Source organism: Nocardia coffeae (assembly GCF_019890715.1).
In the GTDB taxonomy this organism is placed as follows: domain Bacteria; phylum Actinomycetota; class Actinomycetes; order Mycobacteriales; family Mycobacteriaceae; genus Nocardia; species Nocardia jiangxiensis.
The window spans coordinates 1-22,569 of sequence record NZ_JAINZY010000005.1 but is presented as its reverse complement, the minus strand read 5'-3'; the positions used below and the strand labels follow the sequence as shown (position 1 = coordinate 22,569).

The following is a 22,569-nucleotide window of genomic DNA, read 5'->3' as shown; positions in this document are numbered from 1 at the left end:
TGGATGGCGGAATTGGGTGTGGCCGTGGTCGGGTACGGGCTGGCCGGAGAGGTGTTCCACGCGCCGCTGATCGCCGCCGAGCCGCGCATGCGGGTGGCCGCGGTGGTCACCTCCGCCCCCGAGCGCGCCGAGCGGGCCCGCGCGGCGTATCCGGGTGTGCGGGTGGTGGATACGGCCGATGAGCTGTTCGCCGATCCGGACGGTATCGATCTGGTCGTGATCGCCACACCCAATCGGACGCACGCGAGGTTGGCGACCGAGGCGCTCAGCGCGGGACTTCCGGTGGTGGTGGACAAGCCGTTCGCACTCACCGCGGATGAGGCGCTGGAGGTGATCACGGTGGCCGAGCGGGCCGACCTGGCCCTGACGGTTTTCCAGAATCGCCGCTGGGACAGCGACTTTCTGACGTTGCGTCGCTTGATCGAGGCGGGCGAGCTCGGCGAGGTGCGCCGGTTCGAGTCCCGATTCGAGCGCTGGCGGCCGGTCTCCAAGGGGAGCTGGCGCGAGGTCGGCGAGGTCGCGGACGGGGCGGGCATCCTCTACGACCTGGGCAGTCACCTGGTCGATCAGGCGCTGACCCTGTTCGGCCCCGCGACGGAGGTCTACTGCGAATTGGATTCTCGCCGAGCCGATGTGCGGGCCGACGACGACGCGTTCATCGCGCTGACGCACGATTCCGGTGTCCGCTCCCATCTGTGGATGAGTGCGGTCGCACCCCGGCTGGGCCCGCGGATGCGCGTACTCGGTTCGGAGCGCGGCTATCTCACATTCGGCCTGGATCCGCAGGAGGACGCGCTGCGTGCGGGCCGCCGCCCCGGCGACGGAAAGCCGTGGGGCACAGTGGACCCCGAGCACTGGGGCACGGTCGGCACCCCGGACGACACCGAACCGGTCCCCAGCGAACCGGGCAACTATCCGGCCTTCTACGCGGACATGGCCGCCGCCCTGCTCGACGACGCTCCCGTCCCGGTCGACCCGAACGACGCGGTGGCCACGCTGCAGGTGCTGGAGGAGGCCCGCATGTCCGCCGCGGGCGAATAGCTCACTACCGGAACGTGTTCCGCGGCGGAGGTGCGGTCCTCAGAGCTTGCGCGAGCGCAGCTCGTGGCCCTTGGAGGTCTTGCACCGTCCCGACTCCAGATCCCACTGCCAGCCGTGCAGGTTGCAGGTGAGGGTATTGCCCTCCACCACACCGAATTTGGACAGGTCGGCCTTGAGGTGCGGGCAGCGGCGCTGCACCTCCCAGCCGGCCAGCTCGGTCGAGGCCGAATCGTCGTGCGCTTCGGAGAACCAGCCGTCCGCGTAGGCGATTCGCTCGTCGGTGAGGCATTTGAAGAAGGTGTAGAGGAATTCGTTGTAGCCGCCGATGCGCCACGCCTGGAATCGCGTGGACAGGAAGATCGTGTTCACCCAGTCGGGTTCGTGATCGCGCAGCACCGTGCGCACCAGCTGCGGATCGATCCGGAAACCGTAGCGGTAGCGGCCTTCACCCTCGATCGGCTCACGTACCGTCCGCTTCGGGAAGTCCAGGACGAAGGTCTGTTCGCCGAGCACCAGGCCGACCGGATAGCCGATGCCGTCGCAGATCAGATCGCTCTGCGCCATGATCGGCTCGAACAGATCCTTCAGTTGCGGCAGCAGCGGTTCCTCGCCGGTGGCCCAGCTCGCCTTCTCCGCGGCCAGCGCCGGCGCCATCCGCTCGGCCATCCGCTCGATGTATCCGGCCTTGTCGCCGTAGATCTCGTCCGGATCGACCGGATGGGTGAGCTCGAGCTCCTTGCCGCGCACATCGGCCACCGAACCCGGAATCATCAGCACGCCACCGGCATTGCCGTGGATCCGCATCTGCTCCAGGAAGACGATCTGATCCGGGAAGATGTTGCCCTCGTCGCCGCGATCGTCGTTCAGGTAGCGCAGTTGGTCGTCCAGGAACACCGGGGGACCGGCCGAGGGCACCACCCAGGTCGCCCCGACCTGCTCGATGTAGCTACGCGCCCGGTCCATCCCGCGCTGCCGCTTCTGCTTGCCGAAATTCGACTTGGTGCGGGCCGGGATGTCGTAGACCATCGGGTACCAGATCGCGCCCGAGTACTGCAGCAGATGGATGTCGATGTGGCCGAACGTCTCGTGCAGCACGTCCATGTCGACCGGGCGGGCATCGTTCATGTTGAAGCACACCGTCTCGCCGTCCGAGACGACCAGTCCGGAATCGCCGATCGGGCCGTCCGCGGGGGCGCGCAGCGCGATGATCATGATGTCCATCTCGCCGCCCGGCCCGGTGATGGTGCGCTTCACCGAGGTCTCGGTCTCGATGAACTTCGTGAAGCCGAGCTTCTCCAGTTCGCGGCGCAGATCCGGGACCGGGTAGTCCGGCAGCAGGACGGTCGCGTCCTTGCTGACGTGGTCGGTCAGATGTTTCGCGTCGAAATGGTCCCGGTGCAGGTGCGAGACGTACAGGAAGTCGCAGTTGCCCAGCTCGTCCCAGTCCAGTTCGGTGTTGTCCGGGAACGGGAACCAGGATCCGAAATACGCCGGGTTGACCCAGGGATCACACAGGATCGTCCCGGCCGCGGTGCGGATATGGAACCCGGCGTGCCCGACGCTGGTGATCTCCACGAACTTCCTTCCTCCAGGTGTTTCCGGTCAACCAGGGTACCGACTACGAGGAGACGTCGCCGATGCAGTAACCCTGCTTGCCGGACTTCAGCGTGAATGTCCGGGTCTGCTCGACTCCGCCGGTGGTCAGGACCGAGGCCGAGACGGTGACGTACGACCCCCGCAACGTCCCCGAGGTCAACGACTGGTCGACGAAGGACTGCACGTCGTCGAGCTTGCCCGGCTCGCTGGCCAGCGGCGCGGTGGTGGTCCGGCCGGCGCCGGTGGGATCCCAGGTTCCCGTGGCCGCGGTGCAGCGCAGCGGGTGGGTGGTCTCCTTGTCGGCCGGGTCGAGTGGCGTTCCGGTGACGCGGTCGAGGTAGCGGCGCACGGTGTGCCGGGCGTCGGCGTCGTTGAACGTCGGTGTCGTCCCGGCCTGGAAGACCCGCGGGCAGGCGTATCCGGTGGCGATATCGGTGTGCTGCGCCACGACGGTCACCGCCCCGCGCCCGGTGCCCTGCCAGGTGATCGCCGTGCCGTCGTCCATGCCGGGGCGGGCCAGTGCGCTGAGGATGGCCTTCTTGTCGGTGTACATGGATTGCACGTTCTGCGGGGCCAGGGTCCAGCATTTGGCCTGCAGCCGGGTGGGTGCGGCCGATTGCAGGTCCATGGCCCACCGGGTGAGCGCGTCGGCGGCGTCGGAATCGGGTTTGGTGAGCGAGACGGTCACCGCGAGTTCGCCCGGCTTCGGTTTCGGCAGGACCGGTGCGGCCGCCGCGGCGGCCGACGGGGTCGTGGGTGCTGTCGAGGCCGCGGCCGGCGGTTCGTCGGTGTTGTAGTCGGTGCCCTCGATCCCCACCCGCGAATCACAGCCCGCGACCAGTCCGGTCGCGATCAGTGTCAGGCCCCCGGCCAGTGCGTATCGGAGACGTCCACGCGAAGCCGGTCGGGGAAATTTCACTGCGGTGAACCTCTTTCCTGTACGCGTGTGCGGTTGTCTGGCAGGCGTATGTGTGGACTGCGACACACGCCTGGGTGTAGCCCGATGTGCCGGGGACTACGCTAGCGGAATTGTGGAACCCGTCTACCGGTCGATCATCGGCCTGGCCCGCACCGTCTTCTTCGCGCAGGGGCTGAAATTCGACGTCCGAGGGGCCGAGCGCATCCCCGCCGTCGGTGGCGCGGTCATCGCCATCAATCACACCGGCTACATGGACTTCACCTATGCCGGGCTGCCCGCGCGCACCCCGAAACGGTACATCCGGTTCATGGCCAAGAAGGAGGTGTTCGACAGCGGCGTCTCGGGTCCGATCATGCGCGCGCTGCGGCACATTCCGGTGGATCGCTCGGCCGGGGCCGACTCCTACGAGGCCGCGCTGGAATATCTGCGGCGCGGTGAGCTGGTCGGGGTGTACCCGGAGGCCACCATCAGCCGCAGTTTCGAGATCAAGGAATTCAAATCCGGTGCGGCGCGGATGTCGATCGAATCGAGCGTGCCGATCATCCCGATGGTGATCTGGGGCGCGCAGCGGGTGTGGACCAAGGGGCATCCCAAACGCCTGGGCCGCACCAACACTCCGATCCGGATCGCGGTGGGCGAGCCGATCGCGCCGCCCGTGGTGGGCGACGGGGATATCGCCGAGGTGGCCGCGGAACTGACCCTGCGCCTGCGCGCGACGATGCAGCGGATGCTCGAGCAGTTGCAGCAGGGCTACCAGCTCGAACCGGGCGCATACTGGGTTCCGGCTCGGCTGGGCGGCGGTGCGCCCACACTGGAGGAGGCGAACGCGATGGACGCCGCGGACGCGGCCGCCAAGGCCGAACGCGCCGCGGCGGACCGGAATTCGGCTACCGGTGAACCGGATCGGTAGTCCGGCACCGAGAGTGGATGCACAGGAGTTGTGAACATGGCGCGCGAACCCGTATTCGACGTTCTCACCGGATTGGTCCGCAGTATGTTCCGGGCGCAGGGCCTGCGGATGGACATCACCGGGCAGGAGAACATTCCGCGCTCCGGTGGTGCGGTACTGGCCGTGAACCACACCGCCTACCTGGATTTCATGGAGGTCGGCCTGGTGGGCCGACGCTCGGGCCGCAACGTCCGCTACATGATGAAGGCCGAACTCGAGCACGGCATCGTCGGCTGGCTGATGAAGCACTGCAAGGCGATCGGCGTCGATCGCAGCCACGGTGCGGAGTCCTACGGGCGTGCGGTGACGGCGTTGCGGGACGGTGAGATCGTGGTCGTCTATCCGGAGGCGACGATCAGCCGCAGTTTCGAATTGAAGGAATTCAAATCCGGCGCGGCGCGGATGGCGATCGAATCGGGTACGCCGATCGTGCCGATGACGATCTGGGGCGCGCAACGCATCTGGACCAAGGACATTCCGAAGGAACTGGGCCGCAACCATTTCCTGATCCACATTCGCATCGGCGAGCCCGTCCCGCCGCCGCCCGGCGAACTCACCGCCGCCGGAGTGGACGAGCTGACCGCCGAATTGCGTTCGCGCATGAGCGATCTGCTCGAGCAGGCGCAGGTGGGATACGAGATGCCCGCGGGCGCGCGCTGGGTGCCCGCCCGATTGGGCGGCGGCGCGCCCACTCCGGAGCGGGCGGCGGTGTTGGATCAGGAGGAACTCGCGCGTCGCCGAGCCGCGGCCCAGCGTAGAGCGCAGGGCTGAGCCGCGGATCGGCTCGTCCGGCGGCGACTGTCGCACCAGCCGGGTCCTTCCTCGCGGTTGTGCCCGGCTCCTACTGTGCGACGGCCCGATTCGCCGGAGTTGCATCGCCGCGCAGGGTGACCGCCGCGCCGATGACGCCGACGGCGGCGGCGATCCAGAAGGTGAGCGGGAATCCTGTGGTGACCGAGCCGACCATCAGGGCGGCGGCGAGCTGGCTGCCGAAGGCGCCGCCGATGGTGCGGGACACGGTGTTGATGCCGTTGGCCGTGGCGGATCTGGCCGGGTCGACGACGCGGTGCAGGTGGGCGGGCAGGGCGGCCATGACCAGGCCGGTGCCGATGCCGATCGGGATCGCGCCGATCGCGAGTTCCCACGTGGCGGCGTGGGCCAGAGCGAGGATCGCCGCACCGGCCGCGGTGAGGAGCAGGCCGAGGGACAGTGGCAGGCGTGGGCCGCGCCGGGCGATGAGGCGTCCGGCGACGCTCCCGGCGGGCAGGATGACCAGGGTCGAGGGCAGCATGATCAGTCCGGCCAGTGTCACCGAGGCACCGAAACCACCTGCTGTGCTGGGCATTTCGGATAGTTTGGGAATCAGCACGTAGTAGCTGAACTGCACGACCCCCAGCGCGAACGCGGCCAGGTGCACGATGCCGGTGGAGCGGTGCAGCACCAGATCCATCTGGATGAGCGGGAAGCGCAGACGCTGTTCCAGGCGGACGAAGCCGATCAGCAGCACGATGCCCGCCGCGGCGCAGGCCAGCACCGGAACGCTGGTCCAGCCGCTGCCCGGGGCGAGGGTGAGCGCGACCAGAATGCCGGACAGGCCGCCCGCGAGTAGGACCACACCGGCCGGATCGAGCCGTCCGCCGGATTCGACCGGACCTTCGGGCACGGCGATGTACGTGAGAGTCAGTGCCGCCGTTGCCAATATCGCGCCGATGGCGAAAAGCCAACGCCACGAGGCGTGGTCGACGACCAGTCCGCCGATCACCAGTGCGATACCCGCGGCCCCGCCGACCAGTGCGGACAGGAATCCCAGTCCGCCGTGTACCTTCTCGGGCGGCAGCACCGCCGGGACCGAACCGAAGGCCAGCGGCAGGATTGCCATGCTGACCCCCTGTGCCGTGCGGGCCGCGATGAGCACGCCGATCTGCGGGGCGGCCATGGCGACGAGCGTCGCGATCAGATAGATCCCCAGAACCGTGAGCAGGGTGCGGCGGCGGCCGAAGCGGTCGCCGATCCGGCCGAACAGCGGGGTGAGGATCGCGCTGGCCAGCAGCGGTGCGCTGAGCACGGCCCAGGTCGCGGCGGTAGCGCTGGTGTGCAGCGCGTGCTGCAGGACGCCGATGGTCGGCACCAGCATGGTCTGCATCAGCGCGTAGGACAGCACGCCGAGGGCCAGGGCGGGCATGGCCAGGCGGCGGGTCGTCGGCGGCGGGCGGTGGATGGTGGGTGACGTCCGGGTGGTCACGGCGGCGGGCTCCTTTCGTGCGAACATCGTTCGCATAAGGCAACCCTAACTCGTTGCGAACATCGTTCGCAAGAGGTTCGTGCGAGCCGTGTGATGCGCGTGACGAGGAAACCGGGCGCGCGAGCCCGGTCGTTCACGACCGAACGGATGCCAATACCCTCGGATCCGGCAGAGGGAAGGGAGCCGGGTGCGCGCACAACCGCTCAGCAGGGCCGCCATCGTCGCGGCCGCTCGCCGTATCGCCGATACCGAAGGTCTCGCGGCGCTGACCCTGCGCCGGGTGGCCGCCGAACTCGACACCGGGCAGGCCTCGCTCTACCGGCACATCGCCGACCGCCGCGAACTGCTGGCCCTGCTGAACGAGGACCTCGCCCGCGCATTCCCGGTACCCGGGCCCGGCCCGGCCCGCGAACGCCTGATCGCCCAGTGGCTCGGCGCGCACCGGGTGATGCTCGACCATCCGTGGGCCGCCCAGGTCATCAACGAACCCACCTCGGTCACCGCGACCTCCCTCCCGTTCGCCGAGGCCGCGATCGCCGCCTTCCTCGAGGCCGGTCTCGACGAGGCCGCCGCCGCCCACGCCTATCGCGCCACCTGGCACCTGCTCATCGGCCAGATCGTCAACGACCACCCGCTCGGCCACCCCGGCTTCACCGTCGACCCAGCCATCTACCCGGCCCTCACCGCCACCCGCCCGCACCTGTCCCACCTCGACTTCGTCGCCGAATTCGAGTGGTCCCTGAACCAACTCCTGAACGGCATCCTCGGCCCGGAGTGAAGCGTCGGGGCTGCAGCGGCGTCACGGGTTCGATTGCGCTGCAATGCTTGTGATCCGAACCGGGTCAGGCCGGTGTGCCGGCCACCGAACCGGGCCGCCCGGTGCCGCTCGCGCTGCCATCGCGGGCCGCGGCACCGGCGCACCTGCGGGCGCGCATCCCGCGGCGTTCGCGGACGAGAGCGGCGGCGCACTCGAGACATAGCGGACTGGACGGGTGATCCGACACGCGGCGCGGCGCGCCGTATCCGCCCGATGACAGGGCGGCAACCTGCCAATTCATGGCGCATGTCGGACCGAGTGGATACGGTCGGAGATCATGACGCAGTATGTGATGCCGGCCGAGTCCGCAGCGCATGCCCGGACGTGGTTGGCATGGCCCGCCAAGGAGTCCGTCTGGGAGGAACTACTGCCCGCGGCGCGCGCGGATGTGGCACGACTGGCTCATGCCATCGCCGAGCACGAACCGGTCGCGCTACTGGCGCGGCGCGAACATGTCGACGACGCGCGCCAGGTCGTCGGTGACGGGGTCAAGGTCGTCTCGGCCCCGCTGGACGACTTATGGGTGCGCGATACCGGTGCGACGTTCGTGAAGGCGCCCGACGGCGACGTGGTGGGTATCGACTTCAACTTCAACGGCTGGGGACAGAAGGCCGAATACCACCTCGACGCACGGGTGGCGCGAAAGATGCTGGAGTACGAGGGAATCGAGCGGGTGGTCGCGCCGATCGTCGCCGAGGGCGGATCGCTCGAGGTCGACGGCGAGGGCACGCTGCTGGCGACCGAGAGTTCTCTGGTCAATCCGACGCGCAATCCGGACAGCGACCACGACGCGATCGAACGTGCCCTGCGCGATCTGCTGGGCGTGCGGAAAGTGGTGTGGCTGCAGGGCGTCGCGGGGCGGGAGGTGACGGACTGCCACGTCGACGCGGTGGCGCGTTTCGTCCGGCCCGGAATGGTGGTGGTGGATCTGCCGGTGGATCCGGATCGCGACGACGTCTTCGCCCGCGCCGCCGCCCGCGCCCGCGAGATCCTGCGCGAGGCCACCGATGCCGCGGGCCGCAGTTTCGAGGTCATCGAACTGCCGCAACCGAATCGGGCCGATATGCCCGGCACGCGCGGCGCCGAGTTCCTGTACACCTACGTGCACTTCTACGTCGGCAACGACGCGGTCTACATGCCCGCCTACGGCGACCGTCTCGGTGACGATCGCGCCGCGGGCATCCTCGCCGATGCCTTCCCGGGCCGGGAGATCGTCCCGGTGGAGTTCAACGCCGTCGCCGAGGGCGGCGGCGGGATCCACGCGGCCACCCAGCAGCAACCAGGCTGAGCGGCAGGGGGATTCGGCCCGACCGCTGGTTCCGGGGCGATGGACGCTGCGCCGCAACGCATGAGAGCGCTCCAGCGGCAGCCGATCTGGGCCGTGTGGGAGTGCTTGTGCCGCACGGCTTTTCAAGACATCGGATCAGCTGGGATCGGAGCCGCGGATGGCGGAGAACCACACGGCGACACCCGCGGCGACCGTGGCGGCACCGGCGAAGGCTGGGAATCCGCCGCCTGCGATGTAGACCCACAACAGGGCGGCGAACGGTGCGGCTACGACGAATTGGCCGTCCAGCAGCAGGCGACGGGTGAAACGGGACGCGTCGGCGGCATGGGCCGGGCCGTCGGGATCGGGACGGGTCGGGTTGTCGTGCAGGCGGCCGACGGGTTCGCGATCACGTGCCGGGCCCGAGGGGTACAGCCGAACGTTATCGAAATACACTGTGCCATCACGAAATTCGGCCGTCGAGTCGGTCGCGGTGACCAGCATGGGATCGAAATAGACCGGCAGCCAGCGGGTTCGATCACCGGCACCGAGTTCGAGCCACGAGCGGCTGAGCAGCCGGTGCTGCTGACGTATCCGGCGGCAGCGCAGCATGTTTCCACTCGAGTCGGTGGATGGAACGGAATCGACCGGCTCGGCATCGGCGGGTGCGGGGTGTATTCCCGGATCGGTGTGCCACGGAAACACCCCGGACGCGACCATCAGCCGAAATGCGCTGTACACCAACACGACCAGTGCGACAGCGCCCAACATGGCCAACTGCTCCGCATCGGCGAACGGCGCCCAGGCGAGGCAGATCACCAGGGCTCCGAACGTCGTCAGAACCGGATAGGCCAGCGGATGGCCCGAGCCGGAAATCACTTCAGGAAGCCGACTTTCGTCCAATCGGGGTTGGACAGGCCGAACGCGCCGATATTGGCGAGGTTGGAGCGGGTGGCGTAGGTGCCCGAGGCCTGGTTGAGGGTCAGCGAGAAGCCCTCCTTCCAGACCTGCTCATCGGCCTGGTTGGCCAACTGGATCGCTTTCGCCGGGTCGAGTTCCGACATCGCCTTGTTGATCAGATCGTTGAGTTCGGGCGTGCCGATTCGGCCGAAGTTGCCCTGCACGTTGCCGGGAAAATAGCTGTAGATCTGGTCGATGGCGGCCAGCGGGAACGGGTTGCCGACCCAGGCCGTCATCAGAAGGTCGAAATTCCCCGGCACTTCCACTTCGCTGACCATGTTCTTTCCGGGCACCGTCTGGATGTCCATCTTCACGCCGACCTTGGCCAGATCCTGCTGGATGATCTTCGCGGTGTCGATCCATCCCTGATCGTTGTACATGACATCGCGCAATTCCAGTGTGCGACCGTCCTTCTCACGCACATCGCCGTTGAGCTTCCAGCCGAGGGCGTCGAGTTCCTTGGCCGCTTCCTGCGGATCGAAGGCCACGGGCGCGGAGTTGTCCTGGTAACCCTTCTGACCCGCCATGAAGATGTGGTTGTTCAGTGGCTTGGGATTGTCGACGATGCCGTGCTGACTCTCGGTGACGATCGCCTGCCGATCGATCGCCTTCGAAATCGCCACGCGCAGTGCGGGATCCTCGAGTATCGAGCCCTTCGCGCCGTTGAACGTGATCGTGTTGTACGTGGGTTCGGCGGTTCGCCGGACGACGACGCCGGGAGTATTCTTGGCCGCCACGACCTTGGCCAGACCCGAGGCGTAGGTCCAGTCGATCTCATTGTTCTGGACCGCGCCGAGCACGGCGCTGGAGTCCAGCACGGACAGCGTGATCGTATCCAGCTTCGGTACCGGGCCCCACCATTTCGGATTGCGGGACAGCGTGATCCGGTTCTGGGTCCGGTCGATATTGCTGATGATGAACGGGCCGCCGCTGATCGGAAGTCCGTTCAGGGCCAGGGTATTGAACGCTTGCGGCGTCGCGGTGTATGCCTTGGGGTAGAGCGGGCTGAACAGTGCCTGCCACGACGCATACGGTTTGGCCATGGTGACCACGGCCTGGCGATCATCCACACCGCGTTCCACCGAGGCGATCCGGTCGTAACCGCTCGTGGCGGAGACCTGGAAATCCGGGTTCTTCCCGTTCATGGCCTCGGCCTCGGAACGCATATCTTCCCAGGTGATCGGCGTACCGTCGGACCACACCGCTTTGGGATTGATCGTGTAGACGATCTTCTGCGGATTGGTGTCGGTCAGCTTGATATCGGTGAAATAGTTGTGGTCGACCGAAATATTGCCCGCGGCATCGCTGGTGACGGTTTCGGGCAATACCGGGCCGAGGACGTAGTTCACCGTCTCCTGCGTGTTGCCGTTGACCTGCAGGGCATTGTAATTCTCCGGCATCGCGCTGATCGCCTCGCGCAGATTCCCCCCATCGCGCAACTTGTCCACCGGCTGCGGATTGATATCCGCCGCCGCCCCGACGGAGTTGACCCCCCCGACCGACCCCCCGGAACTACATCCCGACACCACCAGCCCGACGGCCAGGGCCGGGATCGCGAGTGGGAGCAGGGTCGAACGAATCCGCATGGATCGATCCTTCCGTCGAGACGGCCTCACTTGGCGAAGCCGATTGCGGTGTAGTCGTAGCTGCCCAGGCCGGGTGCGCCGATATTGGCGAGGGTGGCCCGGGTGGCCCAGTTGCCCGGATCCTGGGTCAGCGGCAGGGAGTGGCCTTCGGCGAAGATCTGGGTGTCGACCTGATTCGCCAGTGCGATGGCCTTGTCCGGATCGAGTTCGGACAGTGCCTTGTCGATCAGATCATTCAGGGCGGGTGAGCCGATCCGGCCGTAATTGCCCTGCACGTTGTTCGGGTACAGGCCGAATTCCTGCGGAATGCTGTTGAACACGAACACATCACCCATCAAGACGTACTGTGCGGTGTCGAAGTCGCCCGGAATGATCACATTGGTGAAGTAGTCCTGCCCGGGGCGGGTGTCGATGGACATCTTCACCCCGATCTTCGCCAGATCCGACTGGATCATCTTGGCGATGGCGACCCAGCCCGGATCGTTGTACATCACATCGCGGAACGCGAGCTGACGGCCGTCCTTCACCCGGACGTCGCCCTGCAGCTTCCAGCCCAGGTCGTCCAGCTGTCGCGCCGCCGCGGCCGGGTCGTAGGCGACCGGGGCCGAATTGTCCTGGTAGCCCTTCTGTCCCATGACGAAGACGTGGTTGTTGAGCACCTTCGGGTGATCGGTCAGACCGGCCAGACTCGTATCGGCGATGGCCTGCCGGTTGATCGCCTTCGCGATCGCCACGCGCAGTGCGGGATCGGACAGGATCGAACCGGGCGCGCCGTTGAAGGTCAGCCAGCGCCACATGTTCATCGGCGCGTGCCGCAGTTGCAGTCCCGCGGTGCGCCGGATCAGCAGCACGTCGTTCAGATTCGCCATGCGCGCGAGGTCGAGTTCGTTGTTCTGCAGGGCCGCGGCCCAGGTCGACTGGTCCAGCACGCTGTAGGTGACGGTATCCAGCTTCGGCGGCGCACCCCACCATTTCGGGTTGCGCGCCAACACGATTCGGCGCTGCGTGCGGTCGATCGACTGCACGACGAACGGTCCCGCGGACGGTCCCATGTGGTCGACCAGACTGTGATTGAACGAATCCGGGGTGCCGCTCACCGATTTCGGATACAGGATCGAGTTGCCCGAGTACTGACCGCGCCAGTCGGCGTAGGGCGTGCTGAAGGTCAGCACTGCCTGCCGGTCGTCGACGCCCCGCTCGACCTTCTCGACCCGGTCGAAACCGTTGCTGATGGCGTACAGGTAGTCCTTGTCCCGGCCGTTCAGCGCCTGCCAGGTCGCGGCAAGATCCTCCCAGGTGATCGGGGTGCCGTCGGACCACACCGCCTTGGGATTGATGGTGTAGACGACCTGTTGCGGATTGGTGCTGGTCAGTTTGATGTCGGTGAAGTAGTCGGTATCGATGGTGAGCTGTCCGGCGGGGTCGGCCTTGAATGCTCGCGGCATCGTCCACCGGATGAGATCGGCTGTCTCGCCCTCGTTTCCGTCGACGCACTGCACATTCCAGTTCGACGGGATGGCGGTGATCGCCAAGCGCAGATTGCCGCCCTCGCGGACGTTCCCGCGGGGCTGCGGATTGATGTCGTTGGTGGTGCCCAACGTCGCCGAGCCGGTCGAGCCCGTCCCGGACGAACACGCCGCCGCGAGTGCCGATACCGATGCCGCCGCAACGACTTTGCCGAATGTGCGCCTCTTCACGAATCTGCTCCTAGCGGGCGACGACGGGAATGGGAACCGCGTCGATGAGTGCGCGGGTGTACTCGTGCTGCGGATCTTCGAGAATCTGTTCCGCCGGGCCGATCTCGACGATCTTGCCGCGATACATGACCGCGATGTCGTGCGCCAGATTGCGCACCACCGAAAGATCGTGGGAGACGAACAGATACGACAGTCCGCGCTCGATCTGCAAATCGCGCAACAGGTTCAGCACGCCGGCCTGAATGGACACGTCCAGCGAGGACACCGGTTCGTCCAGCACCAGGATCTCCGGATCCAGCGCCAGTGCCCGCGCGATGTTGATGCGCTGCTTCTGTCCGCCGGAGAAGTCCGCCGGATACCGGTCGACGTGTTCGGACCGCAGGCCGACCTGTTTCAGCAGTTCCGGTACCCGCGAACGGATCTCCTCGCGCCCACGTCCGGCGATGCGCAGCGGTTCGGCCAGGGCGTCGAAGATCGGCATGCGCGGATCGAGCGAGGCGGACGGATCCTGGAAGACGATCTGCATCTTCGCCCGGATCTCCCGGCGGCGCGCCTTGGTGAGCGTGGCGACGTCGCTGCCGAGCACCTCGATCGTGCCGCTCTGCGGCTTGGCCAGTTCCATGATCTCGGTCAGCGTGGTGGATTTGCCGGAGCCGGATTCGCCGACCAGCGCCAGTGTGCGGCCCGCGCGCAGTTCGAAATCGATTCCGTCCACCGCGCGCACCTCGCCGGTGCGACGGCGCAGGATCACTCCCGAAGTGATCGGGAAGACCTTCGTCAGCTCCGAAACCCGCAGTACCACATGCGAATCCGTCACTGCTTCGTGATCGGGTTCGGCGATCTCCCGCCGGTAGGCCGAGAACAGTTCCGCCGAACCGATTTCCGCGGTGCGGATACAGGCCGCGCGATGTCCGGGTGTGATGTCCTGCAGCGGCGGCTCTGCCACGCGGCATTCGTCGATGACGATAGGGCAGCGCGGTGCGAACGGGCAGCCGGGCGGCAGCGCGTGCATCGCGGGCGGGGAGCCCTCGATGGGGATCAGCGGGGTGCGCGCCGGACCGTCCATCCGCGGGATCGAGCCCAGCAGCCCGACCGTGTACGGCATCCGCGGGGAGCGGAAAAGATCCGTGGCGCCGGCGGTTTCGACGATCTTCCCGGCGTACATCACCGCGACCCGATCCGCGATGGTGGCGGCGATGCCCATGTCGTGGGTGATCATGATGACCCCGGCGCCGGTGATGTCGCGCGCGGTGCGCAGCAGTCCGAGGATCTGCTTCTGCACCGTGACGTCCAGCGCCGTGGTGGGCTCGTCGCAGATGATCAGTTCCGGATCGTTGGCGATGGCCATCGCGATCACCACGCGCTGACGCATACCGCCGGAGAATTCGTGCGGGAAGGCCCGCGCCCGCGCCTTCGGTTCGGGAATGCCCACCAGATCCAGCAGTTCCACCGCGCGGGTCGCGGCCTGCTGCTTGGACATCGAACCGTGTGCGAGCAGCGCCTCGGCGATCTGATCGCCGATCCGGTACACCGGGGTCAGCGCCGAGAGCGGATCCTGGAACACCATCGAGATCCGGCTGCCGCGATAGGTCGACAGGGTCTTGTCGTCCATGCCCAGCAATTCCTTGCCGCGCAACCGAATCGAACCGCGCACCCGCGCCTGGTCGGGCAGCAGCCCGATCACCGCCAGCGAGGACACCGATTTGCCCGACCCCGATTCGCCCACGATGGCCAGGACCTCACCGTCGGCGACGGCGTAGTTCACTCCGCGCACCGCGTCGATGCGGCCCTCCTCACCCGGGAAGGACACGTGCAGATCCGAAACCTCCAGCAGCGGAGCGGTCGTGGTCTGCTTCGGAGCTTCGGGCGCGGTGGCGGTGGCTGATGTGTCGGTCATGACGGAGTCTTCCGCTCGGTCTGCTTCGGGGCCTCGGCGGTCTTCGGCGCCTTGCGCCGGGCTCGCGCACGGGAGGAACTGGGGTCGAAGGCGTCGCGCAGACCGTCGCCGACCAGGTTGGCGCACAGCACGATCGCGATCAGGAAACCGCCCGGGAACAGGAACAACCACGGAAAGGTCAGCGCCGATTGGGAATTCGACGCGATCAGCGTGCCCAGCGAGACATCCGGCGGCTGCACGCCGAATCCCAGATAACTCAGGCCGGTTTCGGACAGCACCGCCGCGCCGAGCGCGAGGGTGGTGTCGATGATCAGGAACGAGGCCACGTTCGGCACGATGTGCGTGAGGATCAGCGATCGCGTCGACGCGCCCATGTACTTCGCGGCCCGGACGAATTCGCGATCGCGCAGACTCAGCGTCAGCCCGCGCACGATGCGCGCGCTGATCATCCAGCCGAATGCGACCAGCAGCAGGATCAGCAGCGGAATCGACCCGGTGCCCTTGGTGCGCGGGGAGAAGATCGCGATGATGATGAAGCTGGGCACCACCAGCAGCAGATCCACCAGCCACATGATCGCCCGGTCGGTCCAGCCGCCGATCAGTCCGGCCACCGCACCCGCGGCCACCGCGACGATCGAGCCCAGAATCGCCACGCAGAAACCGATGATCAGCGATTTCTGCAGGCCGTGCAGGGTCTGCGCGAGCAGATCCTCACCGCTGCCGTCGGTGCCGAACGGATGGTCCGGGCTCGGCGCCTGATACAGCGCCGCGTAGTCCATGTGCCGGTAGTCGTAGGGCAGGATCGGCGGCAGCGCGAACGCGGCGATCACGATGAGCAGCAGCACGATCGCGCCCGCGATGGCGGCCTTGTTGCGCAGGAACCTGCGCCACACGAGTTTCCGGCGTCCGGCCGCGGCGGGCTCGGGCGCACCTTGGCTGATGAGTTCGACTTCTGTCACGAGATGCGCACCCTTGGATCGAGCATGGCGTAGACGATGTCCGAGAGCAGACCGGATACCAGGATCACCAGTCCGGCGAAGCTCGTCACGGTGACGACGATGTACAGGTCCTGGCCGTTGATCGCGTCCACCAGCCATTCGCCGACGCCGTGCCAGCCGAAGATCTTCTCGGTGAACACCGCGCCGGTGATCAGACCGCCCAGACCGTAGGCGAACAGCGTCGCCATCGGGATCAGGGCCGTGCGCAGGCCGTGTTTGTACAGTGCGCGCTTGCGGGTCAGGCCCTTGGCGCGAGCGGTCCGGATGAAATCGCTCTGCAGGACGTCGAGCATGGCGTTGCGCTGATAGCGGCTGTAGGCGGCCATCGAACCCAGGGCCAGGCCGAGCGTCGGCACCACCATATGTTGCAGCCGGTCGACGATCTGGTTCCACAGCCCGTCCACCGCACTGGCCGAGGTCTCGCCGGTATAGAGGAAGATCTGCTGGCCGGTCGCGGTATTGAGTTCCAGCGCACCGTATTTCAACAATGTCGCCAGCAGGAAGATCGGTGTGCTCAACACCAGTAGCGAAATGATCGTGGTGAAGTAATCACTGAATCTGTACTGCCGGATCGCTCCTGCCGCGCCGATCAGCACACCGAGCGCGGTGCCGATCACCGAGCCGATCACCAGCAGCCGCAGACTCACTCCGATCCGGCGGCCCAGTTCCTGGCTCACCGGTTGACCCGCGAGGGTCTGGCCGAAGTCGCCGTGCACGACCACGTTTTTCACCCAGGTGCCGTAGCGCGGCAGGATCGGCTCGTTGAGATGAAGTTCGGCCGCCTTGGCATCGATCACCGACTGCGGCGGGCGGGGGTTGCGCTGCTCGAGACTGTCCAGCGGATGGAACGTCAGCGAGGCCAGCGTGAAGGTCAGGAACGAAGCGAGCACCAACAGCACGACATAGTTCAGCGCACGTCGTAGCAGAAAGCCGGTCATCGGTCCCCTCGGGTCGGGTTACTAGCCCCTGATCATAGGGATAGTTATTCCGGCGAGCGCGTTACGCACGACCACCTCACGCCCGCTCGCGCGATATCGTGCATGGAAGGTTCATCGCCGTCGGGTGGTCCGGCGACACAGACAGGGGGGCCGGTCGGTGAGTTATCCGCAGTATCCGGGTGGTTATCAACCGTATCCGCAGGGTCAGGGCATGGAACCGAGCAGTGGGACGGCGACGGGCGCGGGTGTGCTCGCCTCGCTCGGTGCGGTCGGGCAAATTCTCGGCGGGGTGCTGGACATCGTGCTGGGTATCGCACTGCCCGACTTCGACGACTCCACCCTGCGGTTCACCACGTGGTTCACCGGATATCTGATCGTCATCGGGGCGGTCGGCCTGGTCACCGGAGCTCTGCTCGGCACGGGTGCGGTGCTGATGTTCCGGCGCAAACCGCTCGGGCGGATCCTGATCGTCGCCGGGTGTGTTGCCACGATCGTCGCCGGGGTGGCCTCGTACGTCGTGCTGTATGCCGGAGATGTGGGCGGGCAGCGCGGCTCGTTCGGGCTGATGGGCGGCTTCGGGGGACTGGCCGGGCAGGTGTTTCCCGTCGTCACCGCCATTCTGGCGCTGGTGCCGCCGACCGCGCGCTGGCTAGCGCACGTTCCCGGACAACCGGTGGGATATCCCACTCCGTATCCGAGGCAGGGCATGCCTGCCGGGTATCCGGCGCCGGGCACGCCGTACGTGGATCCGTTCCGGCCCAACCCCGCGCCCTACGCCGGACAGCCCGGTCCGGGTGCTCCGGCGTCGTACTCGAACGAGCCGACCCCTTTTCCGGAGGTGCCGCCGCTGGGCTCGGCCGAGGATCAGTGGCGACGTCCGGGAAACTGATTACTTCCACACACGCATGTCGGGCAGGATGGAATAGGTGACTCGCCGGAACTCGCCCAAGCCCAAGATGGTGGCAACCGATGTCGACGGCACGTTGATCGATCGAGCCGAGCAGGTGAGTCCGAGAACTCGGGCCGTGGTCAAGGCACTGATCGACGACGGCGTCCATTTCGTCCTCGCCACCGGGCGGCCGCCGCGCTGGATCGATCCGGTCGTGGCCGGGCTCGGGTACCCGCCGCTGTGCGTCTGCGGTAACGGCGCGGTCGTCTACGACAGTGCCGCCGACCGTATCCTGCACAGCAATTCGCTCGATGTGGACGATCTGGCCTGGCTCGCCGAACTCGCCGAACGCGTCCTGCCGGGCTGCGGTCTGGCGGCCGAGCGCGTCGGCGAGACCGCACACGATGCGGCCACCCCGCAGTTCGTGAGTTCGCCCGAATATCAGCACGCCTGGCTCAATCCGGACGATACGCAGGTCGCCCGCCGGGAGGTGATCGCCACCCCCGCGATCAAGATGCTGATCCGGTTGCCCGGTGTGGCCAGCGCCGATATGCGCGCCGCACTCGATCCGCACCTCGACGGTCGCGCCGACCTCACCTACTCCACCGACAACGGGCTGATCGAACTGTCCGCGCCGGGCGTCACCAAGGCGTCGGGGCTGGCCATGGTCGCCGAGCGCCTGGGCGTCGAGCACCGCGACATCATCGCCTTCGGCGATATGCCCAACGACGTCCCGATGCTCCGGCTCGCCGGTCACGGTGTGGCCATGGGCAACGCCCACCCCGAAGCCGTCGCCGCGGCCGACGAGATCACCGGCACCAATGCCGAGGACGGCGTCGCGCAGGTTCTGGAACGCTGGTGGGCCAGCTGAATTCGCCGAATGTCCTGTGGGACAGGGGTTACCGTCGTGCAGCGGGCGGTAGTGCGGGGTTGAGGGTTTCCATGGGAGGCGTCTTCGTGCCGGGGGCGGGTTTCGGACTCGTCGATGTCTCGGAATTGTTCTGGGACACCGCATTATTCGACGTCGTAGTTGATCGGCCGGCCGAGGACGCGGTGTCGGCGGCTATTTTCCGGATGCGGTCCATCTGCGCGTAGGCGGCATTGCCGGGGCAGGTGGTCTTGCCGACGTCGCGGTGCGCGAAGATGGTCGGCAGTTTCACCGCTGCTCCCTTCTTGTACTTGGTGTAGCTGGTGCCCTGCGAGTACAGGGTGGTGTTGCTCAGCGGGTTCAATCCGGCGAGCGCGGCGCGCCAGCCGATGAAGCGCCCGGCGGCCTGGATCGCGGCATCGGTCGGTGGCTGGGATTGGAAATCGCCCATCAGGGCGACCCCTGCGGTGTGCTCGTTGAAACCGCCCGCGTGTGCGCCCTGCACGGGCCGGTCCAGGCCGCCGGCGCGGCCCTCGAAGATCTGGCCGTACTTGTCGACCAGGGCGTTGTAGCCGATATCGCACCAGCCCAGCGTTTTTGCGTGATAGGCGTAGATCGCGCGCACGATGCCCGGCGATTCGGCCGCGGTGTAGTCGTTGCGACCTGCCGTGTGGTGCACGGCGATTCCGTTCAGGCCGTCGTCGTAGGTCGGTTTGTCGCACAGCAGCGACGGGTCCGCGCCCCACTGCGCGCGGGTGATCACCTTGGGGCCGCCGTCGTGCAGCGGAGCCGCGATCGAGGACAGCGCCGCATCGGACGGGCCCTGCCCCGGATCGATCAGCACGGCGGATATATCGGTCGTGATCGCGTTCTCGGCGTGGCTCGACGCATCGGCCTTGTGGGTGAGCAGGACCTGCACATCCTTGGTTCGGCCGACATAGATCGGCTCGGTACCGGCGCGATCGGCGGCGGCCGCATCGGTCGGTCCGGTCTCGATCGGATCCGCGGGATACCAAGCGCCCCAAGCGCCGTCGTCATTGCGCGCCCGGATCATCGCCGTCGTCCCGTCGAGATCCTTCGCGGTCAGCGCGACCATGCTGAACGGCGTCTCCCGCGTGACCTCCTTGACCTGCGCCCCCACCTGGGCCGCCACATCCGGCGAGACGGCGCCGGGGGCCAGCGCGGGTGCGGCCGGGTCGGCGCCCGGCACCAACGCCGGATCGGCCGAGTCCGGGCTCGCCGAGGCGTTCGGGCCAGCGGATGGTGCGGGCGTCGAGTTCGCCGGTGCGTTCGGGGCGGCCGAAGTCGCAGGTCCCGAGTTCGCTGACGTCGGCGTGGGTTCCGGTGCGGCGGGCGCCACCGGGTAGTCGACCGGTACGACCCTTGCGGGACGGGCATGCGCTGCGGTCGGGGTCCGGAAGGCCGCCGGAACTGCACGGGACGCGGAGGCTCGGGGTGCGGGTGCCGAGTTCGCTGACGTTGGTGTGGGTTCCGGTGCGGCGGGCGCCACCGGGTAGTCGACCGGTGCGAGTCGGGAATGCGTTGCGGTCGGGGTTCCGAATGCTGCTGCGACCGCACTGGAGGCTGAGGGGCGGGGTGCGGATGCCGTGGCGGGCGATGCTGTCGTGGTGTGGGCGATGATCTGCCCGGTTGTGGCGGGTTCGACGCTCGCGGACGCCGGTCCGGCCGGTGCCGACACCGGGAGCCGGAAAGCGGCTGGGGCCTGCGGTGTCGCGGGAGACTGCACGCCGGGTTGCGGCCCGTTCGGGGACTGCCCTCCGGGTGCGTAGGGGGCTTGCGGCTCGGGTGTACCGGGGACCTGCGGGGTGTAGGGGAGTGGGGCCGTGGTCGGGGTGGGCTGGGTGTCGGGGACTTGCGGGGACAGGGGCGCCTGGACGCCGGGCTGTGGTGTCGACGGCACCGATTGTGCCTGTGGCACCGCGGGATTCGGCGTCGACGTGGCTTGCGGGTTGTCGAATTGGGGGAGCGGGATCTGGGTGGGAAGTTGGATTCCCGGCGGTAGGAGACCCGGGGGGATCTGGATCGAGCTGGGGAGCGGGAGGCGGCGCAGATCGGACAGGTGCAGGTCCGGGAGGCTCAGACCGGTGAGTTCGTGTAGCGGCAGGATTGCGTCGGGGGCCGAGGACAGTACGACTTCGGCGAAATGCGCTGGGATAGCAGAGAAATCGCTGTTATCCGTGTTTCGGTAATCCGGCGATTTCTGCATCACGGTCGTGGACAGCGGTGCGATGACCGCGAGTGTGGCCACGACGGGGAGAACGTACGACCTTTTCGGCCTGCGGTACGGCACGAGCTGCTCCATTCAGGTAGAACCGGGCGACCGTCAGTCGGGAGGTCATGGTTGATTCCTGACGGATCAAGCGTCACACTGGTCCCAACTGTTACAAATCTAAACCTTTGGTAGAGGATTAGATGGCAATAACTCGAATGTAGCTTTCCGATCGACATCCAGCGGGTAGGCAGGCGGAGAACATCCCGGCGGCCCTGTTCGCGGAATCCGTGGGAGTGCGTGATGACTAGCTCGAAACGTCCGAGGATCGTCTCGATGCGCCACGGCGGGCTGTGGCGAAAACGCCGTCACCGGCGTGTCGCGATGGCGGGCGGGATGGTCGTCGCGCTGACCGCGGGAACCGGCGTGCTCTATTGGGCGTGGCCCGATGCGGTCCCGTACCGTCCGACCTCGGGGGCGGACGAGGGACATGGCCGCGGAATGAGTCAGTTCGGCGCGTTGGACCAGGCCAAAGCCGGGAAGAACGCGGTCGGCATTCTGCAGGGCTACTATCCGGGCGCTCAGCTGGCCACCATCGCGCCGACCATGGTTCGGGTGCGGTTGATGGGGCAGGACAACAAGCCGCTGGACGTCTACTCCGATTCCGGGCTGAACGTCGCGGGCCGGCACGTACTGCCGGGGCAGGTCGCCCATCTGACGCCCACGTCCGGCAGCGCCGAGGTCACCATCCTGTCCGGTTGCGGCGGGGATGTGCTGTGGCAGGGGTCCACCGCCGATCCCTGGGTTCATCCGATCGCGTCCGGCCTCAACCGTCCGGCGGCCGAACAGCTGAAGATCTGTGGTGCGGGCGGATATCGGGGGGAACTCGGTGTCGCGCTGGAGGGCCAGGACATCCGCACCGTCGATCGCGTCGACACCGAGGACTACCTGCGCGGCGTCGTACCCACCGAGATGTCCGCGGACTGGGCAGATCAGGGTGGCGGCCAGGCATTGCGCGCGCAGGCGATCGCCGCCCGCTCCTACGCCCTCGCCGAGACCCGCTACCCGTACGCGCAGACCTGCGACACCCAGGACTGCCAGGCGTATTCGGGCACCAGCCGGGAGGATCCGCGCACGGATGCGGCCGTCCACGAAACCGCGGGCCAGGTGCTGCTGCGCGACGGCCACCTGCTGCGCAGCGAATACTCCTCGGCCCCCAACGGCGTGCACCCCATGGACGCCGGCATGTTCGAAATTGGCCCGACCCCAGCCGAATTGACCCCCGCCCCCGCCGCGCCGATGGCCCCCGCCGAGCCGCCCGCCGAACCTCAGCCCGCGCCCGGCCCCAGTGTCATCGACACCAAGTACGCCCAAACCGGCGGCCCCACAGGATCTTTGGGCGCACCACTGGGTCCGGAGTCGCTACTCCCCGGCCACGGCGGAACATTCCGCTTGTTCCGCAACGGTGTCATCATCGCCACCAAGGCCCTCGGCGCCCAGGTCATCGACTTCACCACCCTCCTGCAACTGGCCCCCGGCGCCGCAACCACTCCCGGCGCCCCCACCCCGAACAGCACAGCGGACCAGTCCGCCCAGCCTCCCCAGGCAGCACAGACCCCCCAAACCCCCCCCCCCCCCCACCCACCCCCCCCCCGCCCCCCCCCCCCCCCCCCCC

General features: G+C 67.4%; 18 protein-coding genes. 8 read left to right on the top strand and 10 right to left on the bottom strand.

From position 1 onward, the window contains the following. Window positions 1-3: 3 nt before the first annotated feature. Window positions 4-1,041, top strand: a complete 1,038-nt coding sequence (locus K7711_RS19785) for a Gfo/Idh/MocA family protein (protein WP_222970934.1) — start codon at window positions 4-6, stop codon at window positions 1,039-1,041. Between the two features lie 39 nt (window positions 1,042-1,080). Here the strand turns inward: K7711_RS19785 and K7711_RS19780 are convergent, their stop codons facing one another. Together K7711_RS19780 and K7711_RS19775 are read right to left on the bottom strand one after the other, a co-directional pair. Then, a complete protein-coding gene (locus K7711_RS19780) occupies window positions 1,081-2,616 on the bottom strand; it encodes a Rieske 2Fe-2S domain-containing protein (protein ID WP_222970933.1) in 1,536 nt (511 codons plus the stop codon). Window positions 2,617-2,659: 43 nt separating this feature from the next. Continuing rightward, window positions 2,660-3,556 (bottom strand): hypothetical protein, encoded by an 897-nt coding sequence (locus K7711_RS19775; protein ID WP_222970932.1) that lies wholly within the window; start codon window positions 3,554-3,556, stop codon window positions 2,660-2,662. A gap of 112 nt (window positions 3,557-3,668) precedes the next feature. Here K7711_RS19775 and K7711_RS19770 point away from each other — a divergent pair, with 112 nt between their 5' ends. Then, complete coding sequence (locus K7711_RS19770) at window positions 3,669-4,466, top strand: lysophospholipid acyltransferase family protein (protein ID WP_222970931.1); 798 nt, start codon at window positions 3,669-3,671, stop codon at window positions 4,464-4,466. A 36-nt stretch (window positions 4,467-4,502) separates the two neighbouring features. Further along, the gene (locus K7711_RS19765; RefSeq protein WP_222970930.1) at window positions 4,503-5,276 is read left to right on the top strand and encodes a lysophospholipid acyltransferase family protein; all 774 of its coding nucleotides are present in this window, start codon (window positions 4,503-4,505) and stop codon (window positions 5,274-5,276) included. A 70-nt stretch (window positions 5,277-5,346) separates the two neighbouring features. On the opposite strand, the gene K7711_RS19760 is transcribed toward K7711_RS19765, so the two are convergent. Beyond that, the gene (locus K7711_RS19760) at window positions 5,347-6,747 is read right to left on the bottom strand and encodes an MFS transporter (RefSeq protein ID WP_222970929.1); all 1,401 of its coding nucleotides are present in this window, start codon (window positions 6,745-6,747) and stop codon (window positions 5,347-5,349) included. A 187-nt stretch (window positions 6,748-6,934) separates the two neighbouring features. Here K7711_RS19760 and K7711_RS19755 point away from each other — a divergent pair, with 187 nt between their 5' ends. Continuing rightward, the gene (locus K7711_RS19755; RefSeq protein ID WP_222970928.1) at window positions 6,935-7,525 is read left to right on the top strand and encodes a TetR/AcrR family transcriptional regulator; all 591 of its coding nucleotides are present in this window, start codon (window positions 6,935-6,937) and stop codon (window positions 7,523-7,525) included. A gap of 316 nt (window positions 7,526-7,841) precedes the next feature. Beyond that, the gene (locus tag K7711_RS19750) at window positions 7,842-8,852 is read left to right on the top strand and encodes an agmatine deiminase family protein (RefSeq protein ID WP_222970927.1); all 1,011 of its coding nucleotides are present in this window, start codon (window positions 7,842-7,844) and stop codon (window positions 8,850-8,852) included. 135 nt (window positions 8,853-8,987) lie between these two features. Here K7711_RS19750 and K7711_RS19745 read toward each other — a convergent pair whose 3' ends face one another. From K7711_RS19745 to K7711_RS19720, 6 genes are read right to left on the bottom strand one after another with little or no spacing between them, the layout of a single operon-like run. Continuing rightward, on the bottom strand, window positions 8,988-9,710 hold the full coding sequence (locus tag K7711_RS19745) for a hypothetical protein (RefSeq protein ID WP_308014837.1): 723 nt from the start codon (window positions 9,708-9,710) through the stop codon (window positions 8,988-8,990). Beyond that, window positions 9,707-11,377, bottom strand: coding sequence for an ABC transporter family substrate-binding protein (locus K7711_RS19740; protein ID WP_222970926.1), 1,671 nt, complete (start codon window positions 11,375-11,377; stop codon window positions 9,707-9,709). Before K7711_RS19740 ends, K7711_RS19745 begins: the two co-directional genes overlap by 4 nt. A 26-nt stretch (window positions 11,378-11,403) precedes the next feature. Continuing rightward, on the bottom strand, window positions 11,404-13,074 hold the full coding sequence (locus K7711_RS19735) for an ABC transporter family substrate-binding protein (protein WP_222970925.1): 1,671 nt from the start codon (window positions 13,072-13,074) through the stop codon (window positions 11,404-11,406). A 10-nt stretch (window positions 13,075-13,084) separates the two neighbouring features. Then, on the bottom strand, window positions 13,085-14,971 hold the full coding sequence (locus K7711_RS19730) for a dipeptide ABC transporter ATP-binding protein (protein ID WP_222970924.1): 1,887 nt from the start codon (window positions 14,969-14,971) through the stop codon (window positions 13,085-13,087). Beyond that, window positions 14,968-15,930, bottom strand: coding sequence for an ABC transporter permease (locus K7711_RS19725; protein WP_222970923.1), 963 nt, complete (start codon window positions 15,928-15,930; stop codon window positions 14,968-14,970). Before K7711_RS19725 ends, K7711_RS19730 begins: the two co-directional genes overlap by 4 nt. Next, a complete protein-coding gene (locus K7711_RS19720; RefSeq protein ID WP_222970922.1) occupies window positions 15,927-16,907 on the bottom strand; it encodes an ABC transporter permease in 981 nt (326 codons plus the stop codon). The genes K7711_RS19725 and K7711_RS19720 overlap by 4 nt, the downstream gene beginning before the upstream one ends. A gap of 211 nt (window positions 16,908-17,118) precedes the next feature. Between K7711_RS19720 and K7711_RS19715 the strand changes: the two genes are divergently transcribed. Further along, window positions 17,119-17,796, top strand: a complete 678-nt coding sequence (locus tag K7711_RS19715; protein WP_222970921.1) for a hypothetical protein — start codon at window positions 17,119-17,121, stop codon at window positions 17,794-17,796. Between the two features lie 67 nt (window positions 17,797-17,863). Beyond that, window positions 17,864-18,667, top strand: a complete 804-nt coding sequence (locus tag K7711_RS19710) for an HAD family hydrolase (RefSeq protein ID WP_222971280.1) — start codon at window positions 17,864-17,866, stop codon at window positions 18,665-18,667. 28 nt (window positions 18,668-18,695) lie between these two features. On the opposite strand, the gene K7711_RS48960 is transcribed toward K7711_RS19710, so the two are convergent. Further along, a complete protein-coding gene (locus K7711_RS48960) occupies window positions 18,696-20,933 on the bottom strand; it encodes a peptidoglycan recognition protein family protein (RefSeq protein ID WP_308014836.1) in 2,238 nt (745 codons plus the stop codon). A 264-nt stretch (window positions 20,934-21,197) separates the two neighbouring features. Between K7711_RS48960 and K7711_RS19700 the strand changes: the two genes are divergently transcribed. Next, window positions 21,198-22,569: SpoIID/LytB domain-containing protein (locus K7711_RS19700; RefSeq protein ID WP_222970920.1), on the top strand; the 1,372-nt coding region annotated here is incomplete at its 3' end.